The organism is Nocardia sp. Tas62D01 (assembly GCF_055232035.1).
In genome coordinates this window covers 4,321,155-4,346,203 of the sequence record NZ_JBUYUZ010000001.1, presented here as the reverse complement: position 1 = coordinate 4,346,203, position 25,049 = coordinate 4,321,155, and the positions used below count along the sequence as shown (strand labels likewise).

General features: G+C 67.3%; 25 protein-coding genes and 2 pseudogenes. 14 read left to right on the top strand and 13 right to left on the bottom strand.

Features of this window, described 5'->3' with window-relative positions; genetic code table 11:
• Window positions 1-6 precede the first annotated feature (6 nt).
• Window positions 7-789 (bottom strand): pyridoxamine 5'-phosphate oxidase, encoded by a 783-nt coding sequence (gene pdxH, locus ACV7NQ_RS20800; RefSeq protein WP_463361191.1) that lies wholly within the window; start codon window positions 787-789, stop codon window positions 7-9.
• Between the two features lie 120 nt (window positions 790-909).
• Here pdxH and ACV7NQ_RS20795 point away from each other — a divergent pair, with 120 nt between their 5' ends.
• From ACV7NQ_RS20795 to ACV7NQ_RS20780, 4 genes are all read left to right on the top strand, one after another.
• Window positions 910-2,058 (top strand): citrate synthase 2, encoded by a 1,149-nt coding sequence (locus ACV7NQ_RS20795; RefSeq protein WP_463361190.1) that lies wholly within the window; start codon window positions 910-912, stop codon window positions 2,056-2,058.
• 142 nt (window positions 2,059-2,200) lie between these two features.
• A complete protein-coding gene (locus tag ACV7NQ_RS20790) occupies window positions 2,201-3,088 on the top strand; it encodes a polysaccharide deacetylase family protein (RefSeq protein WP_463361189.1) in 888 nt (295 codons plus the stop codon).
• A gap of 201 nt (window positions 3,089-3,289) precedes the next feature.
• Window positions 3,290-6,355, top strand: coding sequence for a sensor histidine kinase (locus tag ACV7NQ_RS20785; RefSeq protein ID WP_463361188.1), 3,066 nt, complete (start codon window positions 3,290-3,292; stop codon window positions 6,353-6,355).
• Entirely contained in the window at window positions 6,352-6,939 is a 588-nt protein-coding gene (locus tag ACV7NQ_RS20780; protein ID WP_463361187.1) for a GTP-binding protein, read from the top strand. Before ACV7NQ_RS20785 ends, ACV7NQ_RS20780 begins: the two co-directional genes overlap by 4 nt.
• Before the next feature lie 56 nt (window positions 6,940-6,995).
• Here ACV7NQ_RS20780 and ACV7NQ_RS20775 read toward each other — a convergent pair whose 3' ends face one another.
• A complete protein-coding gene (locus ACV7NQ_RS20775) occupies window positions 6,996-7,676 on the bottom strand; it encodes a hypothetical protein (RefSeq protein WP_463361186.1) in 681 nt (226 codons plus the stop codon).
• 28 nt (window positions 7,677-7,704) lie between these two features.
• On the opposite strand from ACV7NQ_RS20775, the gene serC reads away from it, so the two are divergent.
• The 3 genes from serC to ACV7NQ_RS20760 all read left to right on the top strand — a co-directional run bounded on the left by serC (window position 7,705) and on the right by ACV7NQ_RS20760 (window position 11,414).
• Entirely contained in the window at window positions 7,705-8,829 is a 1,125-nt protein-coding gene (serC, locus tag ACV7NQ_RS20770) for a phosphoserine transaminase (protein ID WP_463361185.1), read from the top strand.
• A gap of 188 nt (window positions 8,830-9,017) precedes the next feature.
• Window positions 9,018-10,163: a septation protein SepH gene (gene sepH / locus ACV7NQ_RS20765; RefSeq protein ID WP_463361184.1), complete on the top strand. Its 1,146-nt coding sequence runs from the start codon at window positions 9,018-9,020 to the stop codon at window positions 10,161-10,163.
• Window positions 10,164-10,667: 504 nt separating this feature from the next.
• Window positions 10,668-11,414 (top strand): DUF6928 family protein, encoded by a 747-nt coding sequence (locus ACV7NQ_RS20760; RefSeq protein ID WP_463361183.1) that lies wholly within the window; start codon window positions 10,668-10,670, stop codon window positions 11,412-11,414.
• Here the strand turns inward: ACV7NQ_RS20760 and ACV7NQ_RS20755 are convergent.
• Together ACV7NQ_RS20755 and ACV7NQ_RS20750 are read right to left on the bottom strand one after the other, a co-directional pair.
• Window positions 11,411-11,725, bottom strand: a complete 315-nt coding sequence (locus tag ACV7NQ_RS20755; RefSeq protein WP_463361182.1) for a DUF2537 domain-containing protein — start codon at window positions 11,723-11,725, stop codon at window positions 11,411-11,413. The genes ACV7NQ_RS20760 and ACV7NQ_RS20755 overlap by 4 nt on opposite strands.
• Window positions 11,722-12,525 carry a TrmH family RNA methyltransferase gene (locus ACV7NQ_RS20750; protein ID WP_463361181.1) on the bottom strand — a complete coding sequence of 268 codons (804 nt, stop codon included), beginning with the start codon at window positions 12,523-12,525 and terminating at the stop codon, window positions 11,722-11,724. Before ACV7NQ_RS20750 ends, ACV7NQ_RS20755 begins: the two co-directional genes overlap by 4 nt.
• A 164-nt stretch (window positions 12,526-12,689) precedes the next feature.
• Between ACV7NQ_RS20750 and ACV7NQ_RS20745 the strand changes: the two genes are divergently transcribed.
• From ACV7NQ_RS20745 to ACV7NQ_RS20730, 4 genes are all read left to right on the top strand, one after another.
• Window positions 12,690-13,034 (top strand): GNAT family N-acetyltransferase, encoded by a 345-nt coding sequence (locus tag ACV7NQ_RS20745; protein ID WP_463361180.1) that lies wholly within the window; start codon window positions 12,690-12,692, stop codon window positions 13,032-13,034.
• 134 nt (window positions 13,035-13,168) lie between these two features.
• Window positions 13,169-13,750, top strand: a complete 582-nt coding sequence (locus ACV7NQ_RS20740; protein ID WP_463361179.1) for an IS607 family transposase — start codon at window positions 13,169-13,171, stop codon at window positions 13,748-13,750.
• A complete protein-coding gene (locus ACV7NQ_RS20735; RefSeq protein WP_463361178.1) occupies window positions 13,747-14,967 on the top strand; it encodes a sterol carrier protein domain-containing protein in 1,221 nt (406 codons plus the stop codon). Before ACV7NQ_RS20740 ends, ACV7NQ_RS20735 begins: the two co-directional genes overlap by 4 nt.
• A 123-nt stretch (window positions 14,968-15,090) precedes the next feature.
• On the top strand, window positions 15,091-15,513 hold the full coding sequence (locus ACV7NQ_RS20730; RefSeq protein WP_463361177.1) for a YccF domain-containing protein: 423 nt from the start codon (window positions 15,091-15,093) through the stop codon (window positions 15,511-15,513).
• An 11-nt stretch (window positions 15,514-15,524) separates the two neighbouring features.
• Here the strand turns inward: ACV7NQ_RS20730 and ACV7NQ_RS20725 are convergent, their stop codons facing one another.
• On the bottom strand, window positions 15,525-15,962 hold the full coding sequence (locus tag ACV7NQ_RS20725; protein WP_463361176.1) for a MarR family winged helix-turn-helix transcriptional regulator: 438 nt from the start codon (window positions 15,960-15,962) through the stop codon (window positions 15,525-15,527).
• 63 nt (window positions 15,963-16,025) lie between these two features.
• Between ACV7NQ_RS20725 and ACV7NQ_RS20720 the strand changes: the two genes are divergently transcribed.
• A complete protein-coding gene (locus ACV7NQ_RS20720) occupies window positions 16,026-16,265 on the top strand; it encodes a DUF2530 domain-containing protein (protein WP_463361175.1) in 240 nt (79 codons plus the stop codon).
• A 7-nt stretch (window positions 16,266-16,272) separates the two neighbouring features.
• Here ACV7NQ_RS20720 and ACV7NQ_RS20715 read toward each other — a convergent pair whose 3' ends face one another.
• The 5 genes and pseudogenes from ACV7NQ_RS20715 to ACV7NQ_RS20695 all read right to left on the bottom strand — a co-directional run.
• A complete protein-coding gene (locus ACV7NQ_RS20715) occupies window positions 16,273-16,614 on the bottom strand; it encodes a neutral/alkaline non-lysosomal ceramidase C-terminal domain-containing protein (RefSeq protein WP_463365757.1) in 342 nt (113 codons plus the stop codon).
• Window position 16,615: 1 nt separating this feature from the next.
• Complete coding sequence (locus ACV7NQ_RS20710; protein WP_463361174.1) at window positions 16,616-17,053, bottom strand: neutral/alkaline non-lysosomal ceramidase N-terminal domain-containing protein; 438 nt, start codon at window positions 17,051-17,053, stop codon at window positions 16,616-16,618.
• Window positions 17,054-17,130: 77 nt separating this feature from the next.
• Window positions 17,131-17,286, bottom strand: a pseudogene (locus tag ACV7NQ_RS20705) (neutral/alkaline non-lysosomal ceramidase N-terminal domain-containing protein); the annotation flags it as partial.
• A 59-nt stretch (window positions 17,287-17,345) separates the two neighbouring features.
• A complete protein-coding gene (locus tag ACV7NQ_RS20700) occupies window positions 17,346-18,317 on the bottom strand; it encodes an RNA-guided endonuclease InsQ/TnpB family protein (RefSeq protein WP_463361173.1) in 972 nt (323 codons plus the stop codon).
• 133 nt (window positions 18,318-18,450) lie between these two features.
• A pseudogene (locus ACV7NQ_RS20695) lies at window positions 18,451-18,573 on the bottom strand (hypothetical protein); the annotation flags it as partial.
• Between the two features lie 18 nt (window positions 18,574-18,591).
• Here ACV7NQ_RS20695 and ACV7NQ_RS20690 point away from each other — a divergent pair.
• The gene (locus tag ACV7NQ_RS20690; protein ID WP_463361172.1) at window positions 18,592-18,765 is read left to right on the top strand and encodes a type II toxin-antitoxin system prevent-host-death family antitoxin; all 174 of its coding nucleotides are present in this window, start codon (window positions 18,592-18,594) and stop codon (window positions 18,763-18,765) included.
• A 45-nt stretch (window positions 18,766-18,810) separates the two neighbouring features.
• On the opposite strand, the gene ACV7NQ_RS20685 is transcribed toward ACV7NQ_RS20690, so the two are convergent.
• Window positions 18,811-19,023: a hypothetical protein gene (locus ACV7NQ_RS20685; RefSeq protein WP_463361171.1), complete on the bottom strand. Its 213-nt coding sequence runs from the start codon at window positions 19,021-19,023 to the stop codon at window positions 18,811-18,813.
• 128 nt (window positions 19,024-19,151) lie between these two features.
• Between ACV7NQ_RS20685 and ACV7NQ_RS20680 the strand changes: the two genes are divergently transcribed.
• Entirely contained in the window at window positions 19,152-19,772 is a 621-nt protein-coding gene (locus tag ACV7NQ_RS20680; protein WP_463361170.1) for a TetR/AcrR family transcriptional regulator, read from the top strand.
• On the opposite strand, the gene ACV7NQ_RS20675 is transcribed toward ACV7NQ_RS20680, so the two are convergent.
• On the bottom strand, window positions 19,766-23,170 hold the full coding sequence (locus ACV7NQ_RS20675) for a sacsin N-terminal ATP-binding-like domain-containing protein (RefSeq protein WP_463361169.1): 3,405 nt from the start codon (window positions 23,168-23,170) through the stop codon (window positions 19,766-19,768). The two genes, ACV7NQ_RS20680 and ACV7NQ_RS20675, sit on opposite strands and share 7 nt — an antisense overlap.
• Window positions 23,167-25,032 (bottom strand): DUF3027 domain-containing protein, encoded by a 1,866-nt coding sequence (locus ACV7NQ_RS20670; RefSeq protein WP_463361168.1) that lies wholly within the window; start codon window positions 25,030-25,032, stop codon window positions 23,167-23,169. The genes ACV7NQ_RS20675 and ACV7NQ_RS20670 overlap by 4 nt, the downstream gene beginning before the upstream one ends.
• Window positions 25,033-25,049: the final 17 nt, after the last annotated feature.

The window sequence follows — 25,049 nt, the reverse complement described above, 5'->3', positions numbered from 1 at the left end:
CACTCGTCAGGGTTGTAGGCGGTCCACCTGCATCGCGGCGCCGTCGATGAGGACTCGGATTCGGTTGTGCAGCCTGCTGCGCCTGCCCTGCCAGAACTCCACTTCGTCCGGCCGTAAGAGATAGCCGCCCCAGTGCGGCGGCACCGGGATCTCGTCGACATCGGCGAAGCGGGCGGTGGTTTCGGCCAGGATACGATCCAGCTCGGCCCGCGACCCGATCGGCCGGGACTGCTGCGAGGCCCACGCACCCAACTGGGAGTCCCGCGGACGCGAGCGCCAGTAGACGGCGGTCGTCTCGGCGGGCACGGTTTCGACCGCGCCGCGCACATTCACCTGCCTGCTCAGTGCCGGCCAGACGAAGGTAGCCGCCGCGAACGGGTCCGCGGTGAGTTGGTTGCCCTTGGCCGAGTCGTAGTTGGTATAGAAGGTCACGCCTTCGGGTGACAGTCCTTTACACAGCACCGTTCTCGCGACCGGGCGTGGCCCGGCGTCGGTGAGCGCCACGGTGGCAAGCACCATCGCATTCGGTTCGGCGATACCGACGGCGGTAGCCTGTTCGATCCAGTGGCGCAGCAACGGCTCCCAGCCGCCCGCCAACCAGGTTTCGTCCAGATCGGTGTCTTCGCCATTGCCGAACGGGGTGCCGCCGTATTCGACCCGCATCGCGGCCAGATCGGTGGCTGCCCGCAGCACGGCCGGATCGGCGGCTGCGCGCGCATCAGCCGGATCTGCGCCGGCGGGGTTTTCGGCCGTTTCCTCACCGCCAGGTGAATTGTCCAGGTCACGCATGGGCCAGACGTTACTCCGCGGTAGCAAGGAGATAAGGTTTTCGTGATCGGCATGTGCTGGGCGAACCACATCCACTGTTGCCCGCGAACATGCGACCCGATGTGCAAGGAGAGTCACAACATGACTACCAGCCCCGCGGTTCCCGGTGGGCAGGCCACCGTACCCAGCGACTTCGTCAGCGGACTCGAGGGTGTGGTGGCATTCACCACCGATATCGCCGAGCCGGACAAGGACGGTGGCGCGCTGCGCTACCGCGGCGTCGACATCGAGGACCTGGTTCTCGGCCGGGTGACCTTCGGGGATGTATGGGCGCTGCTGGTCGACGGGGAGTTCGGGCGCGGGCTGCCGCCCGCCGAGCCGTTCCCGCTGCCGGTACACACCGGCGACGTGCGGGTCGATGTGCAGGCCGGGCTGGCCATGCTGGCCCCGATCTGGGGCTACGAGCCGCTGCTGGACATCGATGACGAGACCGCCAGGGGGAACCTGGCACGCGCCTCGGTGATGGCGCTGTCCTATGTCGCGCAGTCCGCGCGCGGCATCTACCAGCCCGCGGTGCCGCAGCGGAAGATCGACGAGTGCACCACCGTCACCGAGCGGTTCATGACCCGCTGGAAGGGCGACCCGGACCCGCGGCACACCGAGGCCATCGACGCCTACTGGGTTTCCGCCGCCGAGCACGGCATGAACGCCTCCACCTTCACCGCCCGGGTGATCGCCTCGACCGGCGCCGACGTGGCGGCCGCACTGTCCGGCGCGATCGGCGCCATGTCCGGCCCGCTGCACGGCGGCGCGCCCGCGCGCGTGCTGCCGATGATCGAAGCGGTCGAAAAGGCCGGTGACGCACGCGCTTTGGTCAAGGGCATCCTGGACCGCAAAGAGAAGCTGATGGGCTTCGGGCACCGGGTGTACCGGGCCGAGGACCCGCGCGCCCGCGTGCTGCGCGCCACCGCGAAGCGTCTGGCCGCCCCACGCTACGAGGTTGCCGCCGCATTGGAGCAGGCCGCCCTCGCCGAGCTGCGCGAACGCCGCCCGGACCGAGCCATCGAGACGAACGTCGAATTCTGGGCCGCGGTGATCCTGGACTTCGCCGAGGTGCCCGCTCACATGATGCCCGCCATGTTCACCTGTGGTCGTACCGCGGGCTGGTGTGCGCACGTCCTCGAGCAGAAGCAGCTGGGCAAGCTGGTCCGCCCGGCCGCGATCTACACCGGCCCGGCGCCGCGGCGGCCGGAAGAGGTCACGGGCTGGGCCGGCGTCGCCCACTCCTGAGTTACCTGCCACCGGTTTTCGCAAGAAACCACGGAGGCGTGCGTCTTAGCGAACACACCGCGCCGCAGGTGCTGCAAATCAAACACAGCCCGGCTCGCGTAACATCCCGGTGGACGCGTGCTGGAAAGAGGGCTTACGGGGAATGCTGGATAGAGGAATGTCGCGGCGGCGGATGTTCGGAATCGGCGCCGCTGCCGTCGCGAGTTTGGCTGCTGGATGTGGTACGGACAAGAGCAATACGCCTGCCGCCCGATCGAATAACACGACAACCGCTGCCGGAGCGCGCGCCAGTGCCGCACCGGACATCCCGGTGACCGCGGTGCGGCGGGCGCCTGCCGCGGCAACGCCTGCCGCGGTGGCGGCCAGGCACGCGGCCGACCAGCCGCAGCTGTGGGGCATGGAGATGCGGGGCATCACCAGCAGTTTCGCGGCGAACGGCAAGCAGATGGCGCTGACCTTCGACGCCTGCGGTGGTACCGGCAACAACGACATCGACGAGACGCTGCTGAATCTGCTGATCTCCCAGCAGTTTCCGGCCACGCTGTTCCTGAACAAGCGTTGGATCGACGCGAATCCCGAGCGCACCGCGCAACTGGCCGCGAATCCACTGTTCGAACTCGCCAATCACGGTGTGGCGCATAAGCCGCTGTCGGTGTCGGGCCAATCCGCCTACGGCATTACCGGCACCGGCTCGCCGCAGGAGGCGGTCGACGAGGTCTGGTCCAACCACGAGCGGCTGACCACGCTGCTCGGCAAGCCGCCGCGGTTCTTCCGTGCGGGCACCGCGCACTATGACGATGTCGCGGTGTCGATCGTCAACGAGCTTGGCGAGACTCCCGTCGGCTTCAGCATCAATGCCGACTACGGGGCCACCGCGAACGCGACCGCCGTGCAGAACTCGATGAGTGCAGCGGCGCCCGGCGCGATTTCACTCGCCCATATGCATCGCCCGAAGTCCGGCACCGCCGCGGGCATGACCGCCGCGCTGCCCGCCTTGCGTGCGGCGGGCTTTACCTTCGTGCATCTCTGACCGGAGCACAAGCCGATAGCGAAACGCCCAAACGTCGGAACTATTGGCATCCAGCCAGTATTGTACCGATGCTGATGCTGTCCGAGGTCAGGCGTGCCCTGATCGGGCGTAGCACACGGTTAGACGGATCGCGGTTGTTCACCGGATATTTCGCCGATGGCGAGGTGCCCGGATCGAGCCGGATCCGAGCGGAAGGCAGGTATGAGGGTGGCGCAGGGAACGGTCGCGCGCACTCGGGTATTGAACCTCGAGCAGTGGCGGGTTCGCTGGAAGGTCACTGCGGCCGTTGCGGTTCCGCTGGCCGCGGCCATGCTGCTCGGCGGCCTTCGGCTGTCGGTCTCCTTCGGCAACTACTCGACATACGACGATGCGGCAGACCGGATCTCCGACATTCCCGTGATCACCGCGCTCGAGTCGGCGGCCTCGACCGTCGCGGGCGGACAGGTCTACGGCACCACCACCGACCAGGATCTGGTCGAGCTGTCCACCGCGATCACCAGCGCCACCGTGCGCGCCGGACGCCCGGGTCTCGATGCCACAGTCGTCACGGCGCTGCGGCAGATGACCGCAACCAGTGAGGTCATCCGCTCCGGTGGCAAGGGCGGTGGCGATCCGCTGAAGGCGGTGAGTTTGAACAACGCGGTCGTCCGCGAAGCAATCGGCACCATCGACAACCTGCTCACGCCGATTCAGATCGCTTCGGTCGTCGTCGCCAAAACCCAGCTGTTCGACCTGCTGTACGGCAAGGTCGAGGGCTTCAATTGGCTGATGAGCGCAATGTCGGCCATCCAGGATCCCCAGAAGGTCGACGAGTTCAACGCCGAGCAGGGCGCCTTCGTGGCGATGACCAATACCGTAGAACGCGACCTGCCCTCCGCCAAGCCCGATCTCGACCGGGTGGTCCGCGCCAACAATGTCGCGCTGAAAGGGACGATCGACGAGGCGATCCGCAGCGGGCAGGTGAACCTGCCCGACCTGCGCTCGCTCGCGATCGGGTCCCGCGACGTGTTCACCAAGCTGGCCGACGAGACCGTCGAGCGGATCATCGCCGACGTCGACCACGAGGCCAACGCGGCCCGATCTGCCGCGATCCAGGCTTCCCTCGTGGTGCTCGGCACGCTGGTCGCGGCGCTCGTGCTGGCCGCGCTCGTCGCTCGGTCGTTGCTACGCCCGTTGCGGCGGCTGCAGGCGGGTGCGGCCAAGCTCGCCGATCGCGATCTGCCGGACGAGGTCGAGCGCATCAGCCTCGGCGCCCGGCTCGAGCACATCGTGGTCACCCCGGTGCCCGTGCACACCGGCGGCGTGATCGGCGAAATCGCCCGCACGGTCGACCGGTTGCATGCGCAGGCGCTCAAACTCGCCGTGCAGCAACAACTGCTGCGCGACCAGATCAACGACATGTTCGAAATCATGGCCCGGCGCAACCAGACGCTGGTGGATCGCCAGCTCAGCATGATCGACGCGCTCGAGTTCGAGGAGAAGGATCCCGAGCGCCTCGACCACCTTTTCCGGCTCGACCATCTGGCCGCCCGCATGCGGCGTAACAGTGCCAACCTGCTGGTGCTGGCCGGGACGAAATCGCGGCCCGACCGGTCCGGACCGGTCGAGGTGCGCGACATCCTGCGCGCCGCGCTCTCCGAGGTCGAGAACTACCAGCGTGTGAAAGCCGGTGCGACACCGGATGGTTGGGTAGCGGGCGCCGCGGCCACCGACCTGGTGCACCTGATCGCGGAGTTGCTGGAGAACGCGCTGCGGGCGTCGCCGCCCGACAGCGGGGTGACCGTCGCCTACAGCCGGACCTCGGAAGGCGGGCTGCTCGTCGAGGTGATCGACGAGGGCATCGGCATCGTGGCCGGCGAACTGGACGACATCAACCGCAGGTTTTCGACATTGGTCACGGCCACCCTCGCGACGACCAGGCAGATGGGGCTGTTCGTGGTCGGCAGGCTAGCCGAACGCCACGGCATCACCGTCCGACTACGCCGCACCCAGGACAACGCACTGAATCCGGGCATCACCGCGAGCCTGCATATCCCAGCGCCACTGATCTCGGTGCCGCCCCAGGAACGCGACACTCCGGCCAACGGGCACCCGATCATTCCGGTGCCCCGAGACGCGATGCATCCTGGACCCGGGGCGAGGCCGACCACAACCAACACGCTGCCGTCCAAGTCGACACCATCGCAGTCCAAGCCGACGGGCCCGCGGGCCAAGGCGCCTGGTCCGCAAACCGACACGACGAAAATCCCGGCAGTGAAGCAAGGACTCGCCCCGCGCCCCGCGGCTGCCCCCGAACCGGCGCAGGTAGCTCCGGTTATCACCAGTTACGGTCTGCCGAAACGGGTTCCGGGCGCCAATCGCCGAGGTAGCCGCAAGTCGGGCGGCAGCCAGCGCCGCACTCCCGCTGCCATACCCGCACCGACCGCGACTGCAACGACCGCAACGTCACCAACGGCGGCGGCACGGACCGCGACAGCACCGACTGCACCCGATCAACCCGCGTCCACCACGCCTGCCTCGAATTCCACTGCGCCGGACACACACCAATTCCGCGTCGCCAAGACGGTCTCGTTCTTCCGGTCTGCGTCCAAGCAGCCCGCGTCCGCACCCGCGGAGTCCGAAGCCCCGCCTACCGAACCGGCCGCGCCCACCCCATCGGCGTCCCAGCCCGCGCCCCCACCTGCACAACTTGCGCCCCCACCTGCAGAATCCGCGCCCCCACCTGCGCAACCCAGTTCCGGACCTACCGCGCCCGAGTCCCTGCGCGCGCAGTCCCTTTCTCGGCCCGAGCAGCGTTCATCCATGCTCGCCGAATCCGACTCTCCGGCAGCGCAGGCGGCCAACGCACCTGCGCAACCCACGTCCCGGCCTGCGCAGCCCACCAGATCCACGCCGACCGCCGACGACTCGGCGACGACCCCGATCTTCGAGGAGATGATTTCGGCGTGGCTCGCGGATCCGATGGCGAGTCAGGAGGAGGCTCCGGTGAGTTGGAACTCAGCGGCGGACGAAGGGTGGTCGGCGGCGCGACGGGCCGCGGAGCCGCCGATCACTAAGCGAACCAAATCCGGTCTGCCACGCCGGGAACCTGGGAATCAGCTGGTGCCCGGCGGGGCCGAGCCCGGTCCCTCGGTGCAGGAAGAACCTACCCAGGCCCGTCCCGAACCCGAGTCGATCCGGGCCGGGCTCAATAGCTATGACCGTGGCGTACGTGACGGCCGATCAATTCGATCGTCGAACCCTTTTGCAGCCGAGGACATCCGATGACCGCAACCGAATCCGTAGACAACTCTTCCGGCACCCGCGCCGTCTCGGCGAAAATCGTCATCGCCGGCGAGTTCGGCGTCGGCAAGACCACCCTGGTCGCCGCCGTGTCGGACATCGTGCCGCTGCGCACCGAGGCGCTGATCACCGATCTCAGTGCCGAGGTGGACGATACGTCGCCGGTTCCAGACAAGCAGACCACCACCGTTGCCATGGATTTCGGGCGCATCAGCCTGGCCGACGACCTGGTGCTCTACCTGTTCGGCACCCCGGGCCAGCACCGGTTCTGGTTCATGTGGGACGACCTCAGCCTCGGCGCCATCGGCGCGATCGTGCTGGTGGACGCCCGCCGCGTGGGCGAAAGCTTCTCGGCTGTCGACTATTTCGAGGAGCTAGGACTACCCTTCCTGGTCGCCGTCAACGAATTCGACGACGCACCGCGGTTCCCCGAAGAAGCCATCCGGGACGCCCTATCGGTGCCAGACGACGTTCCGGTGATGATGATCGACGCACGCAACCGCGAGTCGGCGAAGAACGCGCTGATAGCCGTCACCAGTTACGCGCTGAGCCGGGTCACTCCCCCGTAGCCGAACGGCAGGCCTCGCAGGGACAGCCACCGACTCGACTCGACCAATCGCGCGCGCTAGTCCTCGCCGAGCGAGGCGATCCAATCGACCGCGACCGAGTCACCGCGGTCGACGGTGAAGAACGCGACCTCGAGATGCTGGCCGAGATCGACGAGGCCGATCGCGGTCAACGGCACCGGCTGGACCAGGCGCACCCGCCACGGCTTCGGCTCGTCCCAGGCGCGCAGCTCGAGATCCAGGCGAAGAACCGGATCGTCGCGGCCGCCATAGTCGGCGGCCACCGGCGCGGCGGCAAGCACGGTGGCATCGGCGCGACGGCCGTCGGACAGAATCTTCGAAATGCTGGCCCGGCCCGCCTCCGCGATATCCGGCACGTACAGCACCACCCGGTCACGATCGCCGGGATCGACCCGGCAGCAGACCACATCGCCCGGCTGCATCCATTCCAGGTCGTCCTCGCGCATCCGCTGACGCACCCGGGTCTCATAGGGCAACTCCCCATCGACCTGCACCCGCACCCAGAACACATGCCCCGGTTCGCTGCGCCGCGGCCGCACCCCCAAGATCGTTGCCGAGCCCGCGGCTCCGCGAATCAACAACTCCCGTCGCGCCGCATCCGACATCGCCCCCGCACGCAGTCCGAAATTCTGTGCCCGCCGACCGCGCAGTCGCCACCCCGAGTTAGCCGCCGCCATGTTCATGACGGTCAACGTTAGCTGGAGTGTGGTCAGCGACACAGCATTATCACCGTCTACCCTATTGGCCATGACCACTGAGTTGCCGACTATTCCCGACGATCTCAAGCCCGCAGACGGACGGTTCGGCTGTGGCCCCTCCAAGGTGCGACCGGAGCAGTTGCAGTCTCTGGTGAGCGTTGGCGCCTCGGTGTTCGGAACCAGTCATCGGCAGAAACCGGTGAAGGATGTGGTCGCGCGCGTGCGCAACGGGCTGCGTCAGCTGTTCGCGCTGCCCGACGGGTACGAGGTCGTGGTCGGCAACGGTGGCACCACCGCGTTCTGGGATGCCGCCGCGTTCGGCCTGATCCGCGAGCGTTCGCTGCACCTGACCAATGGCGAGTTCAGCTCGAAGTTCGCCGCGGTCGCCAAGGGCAACCCGTTCATCGGCGACCCGATCGTGGTCTCGTCGGAGCCGGGTAGCGCGCCGGAGCCGGTGTCGGATCCGTCCGCCGACCTCATCGGCTGGGCGCACAACGAAACCTCCACCGGCGTCGCCATTCCGGTGCAGCGCCCGGCCGGTTCGGAGAACGCGCTCATCGCCATCGACGCCACCTCCGGCGCGGGCGGTCTGCCGGTGAACATCACCGACGCCGACGTCTACTACTTCGCCCCGCAGAAGTGCTTCGCCTCCGACGGCGGTCTGTGGGTCGCGCTGATGAGCCCGGCCGCGCTGGCCAGGGTCGAGGAGATCAAGGCCTCGGGTCGCTGGACGCCGGAATTCCTTTCGCTGCCGATCGCGATCGACAACAGCACCAAGGACCAGACCTATAACACCCCGGCGCTGGGCACCCTGCTGCTGTTCGCCGACCAGATCGAGTGGCTCAACGGCAAAGGCGGTCTGGACTGGGCGGTCAAGCGGACGCTGGATTCGTCGTCGCGGCTGTACTCCTGGGCCGAGTCGAGCGAGTTCGCCACGCCGTACGTCGCGGACCCCGCGCACCGCTCGCAGGTCGTCGGCACCATCGATTTAGCCGACTCGGTCGACGCTGCCGCCGTCGCGAAGGTGCTGCGCGCCAACGGAATCGTCGACACCGAGCCCTACCGCAAGCTGGGCCGAAACCAGCTGCGCGTCGGCATGTTCCCGGCGATCGACCCCGAGGACGTCACGCAATTGACCCGTAGCATCGACTGGGTCGTCGAGAAATTGGGCTGAGGCCCGCGACACTCCGCTTTCGACACGCCGCGCCGGGAGGCGCGGCGACTCGAACAGAGCAGATTAGCGGGGTACGGAAGGTTGTTCGCAGATCTCCGCCCCGCGTGTCTTGCCTCGAGATCATCAGTAGTGCACTACTGTTTCGGAAAGTGGGCGGTGTCGCGAGCCGACGCGATAAGGAGGTAACGGTGCGTGAACTTCGAGTGATCGGGGTGACGCCCGACTCCACGCACATCGTGTGCATCGACACCGAGACCGGCACCAAGTACCGGCTGCCCGCCGACGACAAGCTTCGAGCCGCAGCCCGCGGAGACCTTGCCCGATTCGGCCAGATTGAGATCGAAATGGAAGCAACTATGCGTCCTCGCGATATTCAAGCTCGCATCCGCGCCGGCGCCTCCGTAGACCAAGTCACCGAAGAGTCCGGGATGCCGGCGAGTCGGGTCGAGCGATTCGCTTACCCGGTGCTGCTCGAGCGAGCCCGCGCCGCCGAACTCGCGCAGAAGGCGCATCCGGTCCGCGCCGACGGCCCCGCGGTAGAAACCCTCATCGATATCGTGACCGCTGCCTTCACCGAGCGCGGGCACAATATCGAGGGCGTCGAATGGGACGCCTGGAAGGACGAGAAGGGCTTCTGGGTCGCCCAACTGCAGTGGCGGAACGGCCGTTCCGACATCACCGCGCATTGGCGCTACCAGCCCGACGCGCACGGTGGGTCGGTGTCGCCGCTGGACGACCCCGCCTCCGATCTGATCGATCCCGACTTCGGCCGTGCCCTGCGCGGATTGGCCACGATCCTCCCGCCGCAGGCCGAGATCGAGGCGCCTGCCGCACCCGAGCCGCCGGTGGAAACCCGTCCGGCAGAGACTCGCCCCGCAGAAAGCCGCCCGGCCAGGGAAGCGGCCCCGGCCGCGCGTACCGCGCCCCGGCAGAGCCAGCCGACGCTGGACGAATACTACGAGCAGCGGTCCGTCGCCGCGGGCGGCAGCAATGCCGCCATCCCGGCCGCCGCGAACAACACCGCGATCCCGGCCGCGAGCACCAACGCCATTCCGGCCGCGGGTGGCAACGCGACCGCGGCTACGGCGGGAACCAGCACAACTCCGGCCGCCGGTGGCAGCGCCGCGGGCACCTCGACAACGGGCACCGCCCCGTCCGCGCCCGCAGCGCCGAAGACTCCCGCCGCGGCCAAGACGCCCGCGGCCGCCGAGGAGAACGCCCAGCCCAACAATGGCAAGGCGGCTCCCGCGAAGTCCAACCGCACCAAGCGGGGTAAGGCGCCCATGCCGTCCTGGGAGGACGTGCTGCTCGGGGTGCGCAGCTCCGGTCACTGAGTCGGGCTACGCACCAGGCTTTCCGCGGTCGTCTCCTACCTCGGCGAACGTCGAATCCAGTGGTGACGTTCTCGGTCTACTCGCATCCGGGCCCCGGGTTCGCGGGATAACGAGAAGACGCCGGTCCGATGGCGAAGTCACCTGGCCCCGAGGCGAGCAGACCCAGTCGCCGCGCCCCAGTCCTGATGACATGCGGGCTCCGGTCCAGGTGATGCCGCATCGCGATTAGCGGTGCGGCGCTACCTAATCCTGGCCGATATCGGTTTGCTGGAGCAACCGGCGAGGTAGCTGGATGGGCGTTGTCGAACGAATTTCTTCGCCCGCTGGCGTGTTCGGGGTCCGAAGCCACCTACTTCACGGTGAAGTGCGGGTAGATTTTTGGTGTGTAGTCGACTGCAAATGTCGGCGTAGGGCGGTTCCCGGTGACGGAGAGTTGTCGAAATCACCGGGAGTTGCTCGAAGTTCGCGGAGCTGTTTCGTGCAACCATCGGGAGGCGCCGGAAAATGCTATCCAAAGCTTCGTCCCTCTGGTATGTCGACGCACTCGATCCGTTGGCTGTACTCCGCGCGAACCACGACTCCGATCCGGATGCCGCACTCGCCTTGGCGAAGCAGCTGCACGCCGACCGTGACGTGTTGCCTATCATGGTCGGCACGCTCGGCGGCTGCGCGGGCCCGGACATGGACGAGGTGTACATCGGCTGCTATCCCGGTGTCACCGTGATGTGTTCGACGCAGGCCGCGCTCGTGCGTCCGACAGCGCTGCCGGAACTGCTCGTCCGTCCGCTGGCTTCGGAACACACCTATCTCATCTCGTTCGACGCCGCGCACGGCTGGGGTGCGTTCGCTCATTGGGAGCGTGGCGAATTCCGGCGGGCGTTCAGCTCGACGCGGGTGAATATCCTCGAAGACGACGGCCTGCCACTGGTCTGGGAGCGCCCGTACTGGGCGGGCGACCATCCGGTGCAGTGGCAGCCCGGTGATCTGCCGGATCCGCAGACGCTGCCCTTCGACCCACCCGATTTCGCGGACGCCGCCAATCACAAATGGCTTGGCTTCCACTACCGTGCGTCCGGCACCGAGGGCGAGCTACTGCCCGGCGACATTTCGGTGTGCGGGTTCACGCTGTACCCGAAGGGGCAAGCACCCGATCCGGCCACCCTGGCGCCCGCGGACCAGGAGCCGCAGGACCAAACGAGAAACAGACGCGGCCTGTTCAGTTGGTTGCGCGGCCACGATCGAGTCTCCTAACCCGCCAACCCACCGAGCAACAGCACCACCCAACCCAGCAGCACGCCCACCGCGCCGCCGGCGAGCACCCAGCGGGTCACCGGCGCAAAGCGCCAGCGCCATGCCGTCGGTGCGGCGCCACCCGCCGCGACCAGGTTCACCACCACCGAAAGCAGCGGATGCACCTGTGCGAGTGCGTCCCCGAACGCGTACACGGCGACCGCCGTCAACAGCGCGACCATGCCCGCCACGGTGAGTCCGGCGGCCCACGGTGTCGGATCCCGATAGGGCTGATAGGGCCGGTACGAGCCATTCGGCGGGTAGCTGCTCACGATGTCCTCACCCGCTCATAGAACGCCATTGCCGCGGCGGTCGCTACATTCAGCGAGTCGGCGCCCGGCGACATCGGAATTCTGGCCCGAATATCGGTGGCCCGCATGGCTTCCTCGGTTAATCCCGGTCCCTCCGCGCCGAGCAGCAACGCCACCCGCTCCCCTGTCATGGCCGTAGCCAGGTTCACTGCTGCGGGGTCCGGGGTGAGCGCGATGATCTGAAACCCCTTGCCCCGCAAGATATCCACACCATCCGGCCATTGCGGCAGCTGCGCGAACGGCACCCGCAACACATGCCCCATCGACACCCGCACCGCCCGCCGATACAGCGGATCCGCACACCGATCCCCGAACAGAATGGCCTCGGCCCCCAGCCCCGCCGCATTCCGGAACATCGACCCGAGGTTCTCGTGATCGTTCACACCCTCCAGCACCGCCACGGTGCGCGCCCCGTCGAGCACCTCGTCCACCGACAGTTCGGCAGGCCGGTTCGCCACCGCGAGCACCCCGCGATTGAGGTGGAACCCCACCACCGCCGCCATCACCTCGGCGCTCGCCCGGTAATACCGCGCGTCGACACCGACAAGATCGTCCGCCAACTCCGCGCGCCGCTTCTCCACCCCGAGCAACGCGGTGGGCGCGAATCGCGAATCCAGCATCCGCTGCACAACCACCACGCCCTCCGCGATCACCAACCCCTTGCGCCCGGGCAGGTCCGGTCGACGATCGGCGGACTTGAGGTCGCGAAAGTCATCGACCCGCGGATCGGCGGGGTCATCGATATCGATCACTTCGGCCACCGCTACATCCTGCCGCGCGAACCTACCCGCGCGGACACCGGTGTCAGGTGGCGCGACCACCCCACTCGCCGGCCGCAGCCGGGCGGACGAATCTACGAGCGAAGTGCGTCCGGACGGAAGAAATTCGGGTGCGGCCGGGTGTCGGTCCGTGGGATGGTCCAGGTATGACGCTGATACCCGGTATCACCATTCGACCGGCTACCGAGGGCGACGCCGCCGGGATCGGGCTGGTGATCCAGACGTCCTTCGGCATGCGGACCGACGAGTCGTTGCGGGAGCCGTATCAGAGGTTGTTTCCGCCGCAGGACGCGATTGTCGCGGTCGACGGTGAGCGTGTGGTTGGGCATGTGGCGTCGACCAGGATGACGGTGACCGTGCCCGGCGAGCGGACCGTGAACGCCTGCGGGATCGCGGCGGTCGTGGTGGCGCCGACGCATCGGCGGCGCGGGATTCTGCGCGCATGTATGCCGAGCAGCATAGGCGCACCGAGGCGGCCGGGCTGCCGTTGACGATCTTCACCGCGAGCCAGGGCACCCATTTACGGACGGTTCGGCTACGGGCCGACTATTCGGGCAAACGCGGTGAGCATCGATCGGCGGTTCGCCGAGTTCCTGCCGTCCGTCCCCGATCCGGACGGGGTCGAATGAAGCTGAGGGCGTGGGCAGAGACGCAAGGCGTCTCGTACCGGACCGCGCTCAACTGGTTCCACGCTGGGACACTGCCGGTGCCCGCTCGGCAACTTCCCACGGGAACGATCCTGGTCGAACCGCCGACAGAGAAATCCGGTGCCACTGTCGCGTACTGCCGGGTGTCATCCCATGACCAGAAAGCCGACCTCGAACGGCAAGCAGGCCGCGTCCTGGTCGAGGCCACCCGGCGCGGGATCACGATCGACCGCACGGTCACCGAGATCGGTTCGGGCTGCAACGGGCGACGCGCCAAGCTGCGGAAGATACTCGCAGACCCCGACGTCACCACCATCGTCGTGGAGCATCGCGACCGGCTGGCGAGGTTCGGTGTCGAACATCTCGAATCCGCACTCGCCGCCCACGGTCGCGCCATCGTCGTACTCGACGACACCGAAATAGCCGACGACCTCGTTCGCGACATGACCGAAGTCCTGACCGCGATGTGCGCCCGCCTGTACGGGCGAGGGTCCGCCACCCGCCGCGCAGCTGCCGCCGTGAACGCGACCAGGGCCGATCCGGCAGAGGGCGCAACATGATCCGGGCCTACCTGTTCGCGCTCGAGCCGACCGATGCTCAGACGGATTCGATGCGCTCCCATTGCGGAGCGGCGCGTGTGGCCTGCAACTGGTGCCTCGCGCAGGTTCGAGCCAACTGGGCGCAACGCTCGGCCGAGCAGACCTATGGGCTGACCGGGGACGAACTCACGCCATGGATCAGCACGTCCGCCTACAGCCTCCGCAAGGCATGGAACGCAGCAAAAGCCGAGTACGCGCCATGGTGGTCGGGCAACAGCAAGGAGGCGTACGCCTCGGGCTGCGCGAATCTCTCGACCGCTCTGGGCAACCGGAAGGCAGGGCGGGCAAGGATGCCCCGATTCAAATCGAAGCACCGCACCCGACTGTCGTGCCGATTTTCGACAGGGAGTTTCGGGCTGGCCCGCGACCGTCGACACATCCAGTTGCCGGTCATCGGTGTTGTCCGCACTGCGGAATCGACTCGCAAGCTGGCCCGCAAGATCGAAGCAAGTGAGGCGCGCATACGGTCGGCGACCCTGTCGTGTCAGCGTGGCCGCTGGCATGTGTCGTTCTCGGTAGAGCTGCCCGACCATGACCCGGTGCCGCGAACCCGTGATCGGGTCGTCGGCGTCGACCTCGGTTTGAAGCAACTCGCCACCCTGTTCCCCCTCGTGCATCCGGACGGGTACGTGCTGTACCGGTACCACTATCGCGACTCGGTCAAGGTCGCCGATGTGGTCGAGATGCGGGCGCTGACGGCGCAAGCCCATGCCGCTCTGTGGCGGACGCTCTGCGGACTGGATCTCGTCACCAGAATCGACGCCGAACTCCCGGACAACGACCCGCTCCCCTACCTGCTGACCGATCCTCGCCTGGTACGGACCAACAGTCGTTACGACGGACTCTGGTTGCGGCTCATGGATGTACCGGCCGCGCTCACCGCCCGCTCGTATCGCCGTGACCTGGATGTCATCCTCGAAGTGACCGATCCGTTCCGCGACGCGGGCGGCGCCTTCGCGCTCACGGTGCGCGACGGCGTGGCCGAATGCACGCCGACCACCCGCTGCGCCGATATCGAACTCGGCATCGACGTGCTCGGCAGCATGTACTTCGGCGCGTATCCAGCGCGGGTGTTCGCGGCGGCGAATCGGTTGCAGGCCAAGGATTCCGGGCAACTGCGGGCCATCGACGAGGCGTTCGGCGCCGAGCGTGACGCGGTGCTCGGTTGGTTCTTCTGACGTCACGTCACGACACCGATCCATTGGCTGGTTTTCCGGGGCCGCATCAGGGTCCGCCCCTGAGAAGGATGTAGTCCCCGGGAGTGATGCCCGAATTGCCGGGCTACTGGCATGCTGGAGCGCATGAAGCCGATTCAGCTGGTTCTCAACATCCTCTGGCTGGTGCTGTGCGGGTTCTGGATGGCGCTGGGGTACATGCTGGCGGGGATCATCTGCTGCATCCTCATCGTCACCATCCCGTTCGGCATCGCGTCCTTCCGGATTGCGGCCTACGTGCTGTGGCCGTTCGGCCGGACCACGGTGGAGAAGCCGTCCGCCGGCGCGGGTTCGCTGCTCGGCAACATCATCTGGTTCATCGTCGCGGGCTGGTGGCTGGCGCTGGGCCATCTGCTCACCAGCATCCCGTTGTTCATCTCGATCCTGGGTATCCCGTTCGGCTGGGCGAATCTGAAGCTGATCCCGCTGTCGCTGTTCCCGCTCGGCCGCGAAATCGTCGACAGCGACCAGCCGTTCGGCGCGCGGTACCCGACAGACGCTCGGTACTAGGTAGTCCCGGGCTATTCGGACTCGGAGACGAGCTGCTTCATGATGCCGACGGCACGCGTGAGGACGACCAACTGCTCGTCGGTGAGCGAGGAGAGCTGTTCGGTCATCCACGCCTCGCGGGCGCTGGTCTCATCGGCGATCAGCGCGCGACCCGCGTCCGACAGCGAGACGATGATCTGACGGCCATCGGTCGGGTGCGGCTTACGTTCCACCAATTTCAGATCGGACAGTGACGCGATCACCCGCGTCATCGACGGCGGCTGCACCCGCTCCTTGGCGGCCAGAGTGCCCGGGGTCATCGCGCCGTCCCGGTGCAGGGTGGCCAACGCCGACAATTGGGTCAGCGAGATTTGGGCGTCGGCGCGCCGCCCCCGCAGATGTCGCGTCAGACGCACCACCGCAATCGACAGCTCACCAGCGAGAGCTCGAACATCCGATGGCGTTGTCACAGTGGCAAACGATACGGGACCCGTCGGCTGCCGGACGCCTGTTCCCGCAGCTACCCTGGGGCTGTGACTCAGAAAGTGCCCGCGATCCCGCCTCGGCTGACCGATCCACGGCCGGTGCTCGCCGTCGGCAGCGCGTTGTGGCTGATCGCCACCATCGTGGTATGGGCCAGTGGCGATCGCTGGGAGTCGGCTCGCCCGGTGTGTCTGATGGGGCTGGCGGTGGGGCTGCTAGGATACACGATCTTCGCGATCCAGCGCCGCGGCGCTCGGCGTGGCGACAAGGGCGCACAGACCGGGCTCTAGGCGAGCGTCAGACCACGTCGAATTCGTTGGTAGTGTCGATGAACGGGCGCAGCGCACCGCCGACACCGAGACTGTCGGCGAAGTGCTGCATACGGTATCGGCCGGGCGCGGCATTGCCCGGGATGTCCCAGGTGAAGCGGGCCACCGATTCGGCAGTACCGCGCTTGCTCCAGTGGAACCGCACGTTCCATTCGCCCTCGTTGGCGACGCGTACCCAGTCACCGGAGTCGTTGCGCCGCTGCACTTCCAGGAAGGTGTCGTTGCGGCGCGGATTGTGTTTCGGGTGCGCGGAGACGAATTCTGCGGCGACCTGGGCGCCTCGGGCGCCGGAGGCGGGCTGGACCAGCACGTCAGGCGAAGTTGCGACCGGGCGGGGCGGCGTCGGGGCCGGGCGCGGACTGGAAGTTCGGCTGGATGGTAGAGACGTCGCGCGGGGCCGGGCCGCGGGGCACCTGCTGGCGGGCCGCGAAAGCCGTTGCCAGCCGGGTGAATTCCTGCTGGTAGGCGCACAGGGTGTAGCGACCGAACAGGGTCGACGCGCCCTCGTACTGCTGCGAGTCGTACTCCTCCGGGGTGGTGACGTATTCGTGGTAGGCGTTCGCGTAGCCCCGCGTGAGCACCTGCTCCAGCGGGACACCGAGCGCGGCCGCGACGGCGCGCCGGATCCGCAGGCCGGCGACGATGGTGAACTCCCCACCGCCGCAGGCCAAGTACAGCCCGCCGAGGCGGACGATCTGGATGGGCACCACATTCGGTACCCACGGCACCGGGGGCAGCAGGCCGAGCATCGGGGTTGCGGTCGAACTCGCGAGCGGTTCACGCTGACGTCGTGCAGTTCGCTGCGGCCCAGCGCGAGCGAGCCCGGGCCGAGGTCTGCGTGCGCGGCGGCGGTGGCCTCCACCATGCCGTTGACCTCCGCGTCGTAGACGTACTGCTGAAAGCCGAGGATCGACAGGTTGTATGCGTAGTCGTTGCTGGAGCCGCCGCAGGTCGCGTGCGAGTGCGTCGAGGTGAGCAGCACGTTCTGCTCGGTTTGACATCCTCCCCGCCCTGAAGGGCGGGGATTCCGGTCTGCATGGCTTACGCCGCGCTCCCGGCGGGTTCCTGCTTCACAGCCGGTCGCTCGACCGAAGTCGAGACTGACACCAGCTCCACAGGCGTTGACCTGTCCGCACGTCCTGCGGCCAGAATGTTCTTCGCGGCGTTCACATCCCGGTCGTGGGCGGTGCCGCACGTGCACGTCCACTCCCGGACATGCAGGGGCTTCTTGCCGCCGACAGCCCCGCACACGGAGCACATCTGCGTCGACGGGAACCAACGATCCACCTTGCCGAAGGTCCGACCATAACGGGCGGCTTTCTCTTCGAGCATGCGGGTGAACATGCCCCACCCGGCATCGTGAACCGATTTCGCCAACCGGGTGCGCGCGAGACCTTTCACGCACAAGTCTTCGACGTACACCGCTTGGTTTTCGCGGATGATCTGTGTCGAATGCTTGTGCGCCCAGTCTCGCCGGGTGTCGGCTACTTTGGCATGCGCCTTGGCGACTTCGACCCGAGCCTTGTCACGGTTTTTGCTGCCCTTTTCCTTGCGGGACAATGCCTTCTGACGCTTCCGCAACCTGCGTTCGGCGTGCCGCAGGAACTTCGCAGACTCGATGACCTTGCCGTCGGACAGGACCGCGAACGTCGTCAACCCCAGGTCGATACCGACCTCGGAATCGACCATCGGCAACGGCTGTTCCCCGGTTTCCACCACGAACGACGCGAAGTACCTGCCAGCCGCATCCTTGATCACCGTCACCGACGACGGATCCGAAGGTAACTCCCGTGACCAGCGCCCCTGCACGTCGCCGATCTTCGGCAAGCTCAGCTTCCGGCCGGGCGTGATACTGAACCGGGCGTTGCGGGTGAACCTGATCGACTGACGATTGTCCTTGCGGGAACGAAAACGCGGCGCAGCGACCTTCGCGCCCCTGCGTTTCCCTGTGATCGAGCCGAAGAAATTCCGGTACGCCGTGTTCAGATCCGCCGACGCCTGCTGCAACACCACCGAAGAAACGTCCGCCAGCCACACCCGTTCCGGGTTTCTTCATCTGCGTCAACCGTTTGGACAGTTCACCATCCGACAGGTACGGCAGCCCATCAGCCCGCGCGTCCTGACGTGCCCGCAACGCATCGTTGAACACCACCCTTGCACAGCCCAACGCCTTCGCCAACGACCCCTGCTGGCCCACGCCTCGGGTAGAGGCGGAAGTTGTAACGAAGCTGCACAGATCAATGGTACATCCACGTACGTGATGGTGCATCCAAGTATCATGGCGTGCATGGAATCCGAAGAGATGAGCGCTGCCGAGGCCCGCCGCCAGTTCGCCGACGTGCTCAACACCGCAGCGGTACGGGGCCGCATCACCTACATCACCAACCGTGGGCGAAAGATCGCCGCCGTGGTGCCCGTGCATGTCGCCGAGTCCGCCGAGCGGGCGCAGGGCGAACACTGATCGTTAGAGCACGCTCGGGCCTTGGCGGCCCTCCCGCGTGGGCCTTCACCCCCGGCCTGAAGGCCAGGAGCACTGGCCCACTTCCCGGTAGCCCATCATCCCGCATTCGGCGGCCGGTCCGGTGATGTCGGACAGGCCGATGCCGATGAGGTATTCACCCGAGTCCGGCGCGGCCACAGCCGCGGCCGACGCTCCGAGTGCCGCGGCTACGCCCGGCATCGTGGCCGCCGCCAAAACCCTTCTGCGTGACACGGGCATACGCGTCTCCCTTCGATCCCGCCGTGAAGCGGGCCACACAACTGGACGATCGTCCAATCATGGTTTTTCGGCCCCGCGAATTGACTGTGCGCTTCTCGGACGCTTAACTCCCTGAGGTGTCCTCCCGATTGAGCGTCGAAGAACGACGGGCCCACCTTATCGAGGCAGCCATCGGCCTTGCCGAGAAAAAAGGCGTGGCGGGCGTGACCACGCGCGATGTGGCTCAGGCGGCAGGTGTTTCACTCGGTGTGGTGCATTACTGTTTCGAAAACAAGGACGCGCTGATGACCGAGCTGGTCAAGGCGTTGTCGATGGAATTACGCGATTCTGTCGACGCCGATGAAACGGTATGGCAAGACGCCGGAAGTGGAAAAGAAGCGCTTCAAAAATTGGTGCGCGCCGGACTGGAACTCATGTGGCTCAACATTGAGGCCACACCCGAACGACAACTGCTCACTTACGAAACCACCACTTATGCACTTCGCGAAGGCGAACAGACTCCCGCAAAACTCGCGATAGCGCGCGAACAGTACGCATTCAACGACTCCACCGTCGCCGACATCCTCGATCACGCGCGCGATGCCACGTCGAGTCGGTTCACCATCCCGGTGCACGACTTGAGCCGGTTCACCCTCAATGTGATCGACGGGATCGTGCTGCGCTGGCTGGTCGACAACGACAGCGAGAGCGTGCGCGGGCAGTTGGATCTGTTGAGCGAGATGGTCGCGAACTACTACGCGGCTCAATAATCGTGCTGCGGCACTCGGACATGCGTGGTCGTGCCGTCCCGCCACCAGGGCACCGCAACCGTGACATCCAACGCCTCGCCTTGCACGCGAACTCTGAGATCATCGTGCAGCACCAGGTCGCCGTCCTGCGGGGGCAACGTGAACAGTTGGCGCAGAACGACACCGAGTGGTTCGGCTGACCAAGCGGTCCGGCGGCCGGCGCTCACCACCGCGGCGATAACGGACTCGGAAACGAGAGGCAAGTCGAGCAGCGTCGCCAGGGCGGGAGCGGTGTCGATGTCACCGAACACCAGACGATCGGGAGGCAACGCCAGGCCGAACCATGGCTGATCCAGCACCAGCGCGGCGGCGGGGTCGACCACCGCGCCGGAGAGTGCGCGGACCCGGTCGGGTAGATCGAGATCGGCCAGGTCGAGGCGGTCGGCGGCGACCGCCGCGGCCAGGCGGGCGTGAGTTCGTGAAACTACCTCGGGTGACGGGGTTTTCGAGAAATCGGCCAGCGCCTCCAAGAGTGCGGCGGCCAACTCCGAGGTGATGGCATCGGGGTTCGCCAGGACGGCGCGGAGGGCGTCCATGTCCGCGCGGCTGAGCCCGGTGACCGCGAATTCTGGTAGCAGATCCGCGAATTCGGTATCGGCGGGGTGGCGCAGCAGGCCGAGCGTGATGCCGTCGATGCGGGCGTGCCTGCGCAGCCACCACGCCGTGTACCCGTCGGAATCAGTGAGCAACCGTCGGGTGCGCGGGCCGGAAGCCAACTGCCGCAATGCTTGCGGCCAGGCGGTCTCGGCCACCAAATCCAGGTCGCGGACGGCGGCTAACTCCGGCGGGTCCTCGGGCAGGCCCGACCACCAGCGCTCCTCGTCGTCCAGATGATGATCCGGGCCGGTCGGATCAGCCTCCACGACGGTGCTGAAATCCCAGCCGACACCGACGGCCCGCAGCGCCTCGACGCCATAGCCGTCCACCAGATCCTTGGCGGCGGTGCCGAACGGCGAATCCTCGACCAGCAGTCCACGCAGCGGTGCATCGGGCAGCAGCAGTTCGTCGGCGGGAAGCAATTCCCCTGAGCTGTCCGGTAATTCGAGCAACCCGAGCCAGGACGGCAGCGCGACCGGATCGGCGTTCGAAGCGAGCCGGAGCACCGCGTCGGCGGTATCCGCATCGCCCGGCTGGTCCTCCAGCTCGGCGCGCAATGCGGGCTCGCTCAACAAGTCCTCGGCGGTGGCCGAACGCGCGCCCAGCCGAGCCAGCAGCGGGTGCGCAGCCTCCGGGTGCACCAGCCGCGCCCAGTGCACCGGAATCGGCACCTCGAGTTGATCATCCAAAACCACGGTGCGCGGACCGGTCACCAGTCGCCCGTCCGCCAGCGGCACGGCCAGCGCCCCCAACTCCTCGGCGGCCAACGGATCCACCACAAACGGCTCCAGCGCCGCATACAGCGAATACCACCAGTCCGGCGACCGCTCCAGCCCACCCGACAACTCCGCAAGTCGAGCCAGCCCCAACCGATGCACGTCCAACACACCCAGCGCCTCGGAATGCGTCCGCCCCGACAACTCCGGAATCACCAACGGCCCGACCACATCATCGAGCAGCCGAGCCAACTCGACTGTCAGCCCGGCGAACACACTCGCCCGAGTCGGCACCGCGGTAGCTGCCACGCCACTCGACAATGTCTGGCGCCCGGCTGATTCCACACTCTGCCGGGCGTTCGTGGCGGTAACGCCGGCGACACCGCTCGCCGACACCGTGACATCGGTCGAGCCCTGGGCCGGACCCGACTCCAGGCCGGCAAGGAAATCGGCAAGATCGGAATCCGCAGTAGCTGAACCCGGATGGCTCGGTACCCCAGGCGATTCCACACCGTCGAGAGGCGAAGCAGCAGATACGGAAGGTCCGGAATACCCAGGCTCTCCGGTCGGCGTAGCGGCTGTGCCGTCCGGAGATGCTTCGCCCCAGGGCAATTCGGCGTCATCGAGGGCGGGCGCTGCGGCCGGGGAAAGTCCGGGGACAACCGGCAGCCAAGAATGCGTCTGGAGTTCACGGACGAGCGCTTCACGGAGCAGGCCGTCGGCCTCGCTGCGCGCGAAGCCAGGGGTCGGGACCAGGACGAGGCGGTCGCGGGGCGGCAGGGCGCGGGCGAAATCGGCGTAGCCCTGGGCTAATTCGGCGATTCGGGCGCCCGGAAGCAGTCGGCGCCGATCCGGCTGCATCGGAATGTCGGCGATCAGGAGGGCGGGAAGCGAGAGCTCCTCATCGGAGCGGGTGGGAGCCCGCAACACGTCCGCCGCGGCAGCGACCGGCCTGCCGTCGCGCAGCGGCAACAGCCAGCGAGCGCGGGCAGTCCGGTACTCCCACCACGCTCGGTGCTCCCCGCCCGGTCCATCGATACGTAACTCCCGGAGTACGTTTCGCTCGGGCTCTCGGTTATACGGCTTCGGCAGGCCGGACTGCCCCCGTCTTTGCCTCTGCGGGTCCAGCTCTCCCGGCCGCTCTGGTCCATCGGCGTGCAACTCCCGCAGGTCGGACCGCTCCGGTCCGCTGCTGTGCCGCTCCGCCAGGTCAGGCCGTTGCTGCTCGTCGTTGGGCGGCTCTCGCAGTTCGGCTCGCTCCGACTCTCCGAGCCACGGTTCCCGAAGGTCGGACAGTTTCTGTCCGTCCAACCGCGGCTCGTGTGGGGCGGCCTGCTGCTGACCCTCGCCGCTCAGTTCGGTGACCGTGCATGTCAATTCGTCGTCGCCGATTCGGATGCTGTGCAGGGCAGGCAGTTCCAGGAGGAGGTCGACGGCCTCGGCGCGCATGGTTGCGAGCAGGGATTGGGGGTCGATGTCGTCGCGTAGTTGGAGGACGATCTCGGTGTCGCCGTCCGCTGGGGGTGTGGGGACCGGCCAGGCCAGGCGCAGCACCGGTGGGGCGGCGGCCGGTTCCGGGACGGTGATTGCGTTGTCGCGCAGGGCCGCCCAGGTGCGTTCGCGGGAGAACCGCAATGAGCCGGTGGTCGAGTGCACCTCGACTTCGTCGCTGACCGAAAGCACCGCGGTGAAGCCGACGCCGAAGCGACCGACGCTCGCCGCCGGATTCGCCTTCGCCGAGGCACGCAGCGCGGTGAGGGCGTGCACGCCGGGAACATCCAGTGGCGCACCGGTATTCGAGATGTGCAGGGTGCACCCGTCCAGCCGGACCACCAGGCGTCCCGCTACGCCCGCCTTCGCGGCGGCATCCGCGGCGTTCTGCGCCAGCTCGGTCAGCAGCCGATCCCGATACCCGGCCCGAACCAGATCCGCCTCGGTGGCCGCGTCCTCGCGCAGCCGCGTCGGCGAATCACGCCACGCCGCAAGGACCGCCGCACGCAGCGCCGAGGTACCGAAGGGATCGGCCACCCCGGCCGTGTCGCTCAACTCTGCGCCGATGACCCGAACTCCGGCCGCACATCGACACCCGGCTCGTCCCGGCCATCAGCACTCGGTTCCGAGTCGGCAGCCGACGCCTGCTCACCAGCCGGAGCCGACTCAGCACCCGGCGCATGCTCGGTACTCGCCTCCGAGTCGACAGCCGATTCCCGATGCGACGCAGCCGCCTCGGCAGCCGGCTCCGACACAGCCGCCTCGGCAGCCGGCTCCGATACAGCCGCCTCGGCAGCCTGGTCGAGCGCCGGTGCTTCCTCAGCCAACTCGCTCGGCGAGCCTTCGAGATTGAACGAAGCCGCGGCACTCGACTCGAGCGAAACATCGCCAACCAAGTCCGCACTCGACGCAACCTCGACACTCGAAAACTCAGCCTCGATACTCACCGGAGTAATTGCACTCGGCTCGGCAGCCGTGCCCGGCTCAGCCGCGACATCGCCTGCTACATCGTCAGCCGACACAGTGTCGGCATCCGAGTTACCCTCGGCACTCACCGGAGCAACAGCAGTCACCTCGACCGCCGTGTTCAGCTCAGCCACAACATCACTCGCAGAATCCGCAATCAACACAGCCTCGGCCACCGAATAGCCCTCGGCACTCACCGGAGCAACAGCAGTCACCTCGACCGCCGTGTTCAGCTCAATCGCAACATCACTCGCAACGTCCGCACTCGCCACAGCACCGACACTCGGCTGCCCCACAGCGCCCGCAGCAGCCGTCGACTCAGCCGGAACGCCGGCCACCTCGTCGCTCACGGACGCAACAGCACTCGGCTGGGCTGCGGCGTCGGACTCAGCCGCGATATCTTCCACATCCGCACTCGCCACAGCATCGGCACTCGACTCAGCCTCAGCACCCATTGCAGCCACAGCACCCACTTCGGCTGCCGTGGTCGACTCAACCGCAACATCGGCGTTCGACTCGGCCTCGGCACTCTCAGGAGCAACAGCAGTCGTCTCGACCGTTGCGTTCAGGTCGGCCGCAACGTCGGTGGTCGAACCGGCGTCGGCCTTTGCCGCACCATCGGCGGCCGCGGTAGTGCTCGAGTCGGTCTCGGATTCCGTAGTCGATGCCTCGGCGCCGGGCTCCGTCGATTCCGGCTTGCGTGGAGCTTGCGGTGCGATCACATCGAACGCGGCGTCGTCGTATGCCTCGGACAGCGGGGAGCTGCCGCCGGTGGGGAGGACGGTGTCGGAGTGTGCGCCGCAGCCGTATTCGGCGTGGACTACGTGGCCGTCGGCGCCCATCGCGTTGCCGCAGACGCCGAAGGCGGCGCGCAGGCTGCCGGCCAGTGGCAGGTAGAAGCCGCACAGGCCGCAGGTCGATGGGGCCGCCTTGGCCATGTCGGTGTCGGGGCCGAACTCGGCGTACCAGCGCTCCGCGGCCTCTTCCCGGCCTTCGAGGCTGAGCGCCTGGGTACGGCCGAGGCCCACCTCGAGTGCGACCTCATCGACCACCGGATCGCCGGTGGCGACATAGCCGGGCACCAGCCGCGGATCGTTCGCTTCGGGGGCGAGCAGATCGCCAGGCGCCAGATCGCCCGGTCGTACCCGCTGGTCCCACGGCACGAAATCGGGCGCGACCAAGGCGTCCGGGCCGGGAAGCAGCGCCGACTCGCTCACCGTCGCGTAGAGCGCCCCTGGTGCGGCCGCCACCACGACGGCCCACTGCCAGCCGCGGTAGCCGGGCAGGGTGGCTTCGAATCGGTGGGTCGCCGCACTGTCGTCCTCCGCGGTCACCCCCAAATGCGCGCCGACCCCGGAGGGCTCCGACTCGACGAGCGCTCGACGGGCCACGTCGACGGCGTCGGCCAAGATCGGCCACACGCCGGACTCCGAAACAGAAACTGCGCTCACGGCCTACATTTTGCCGT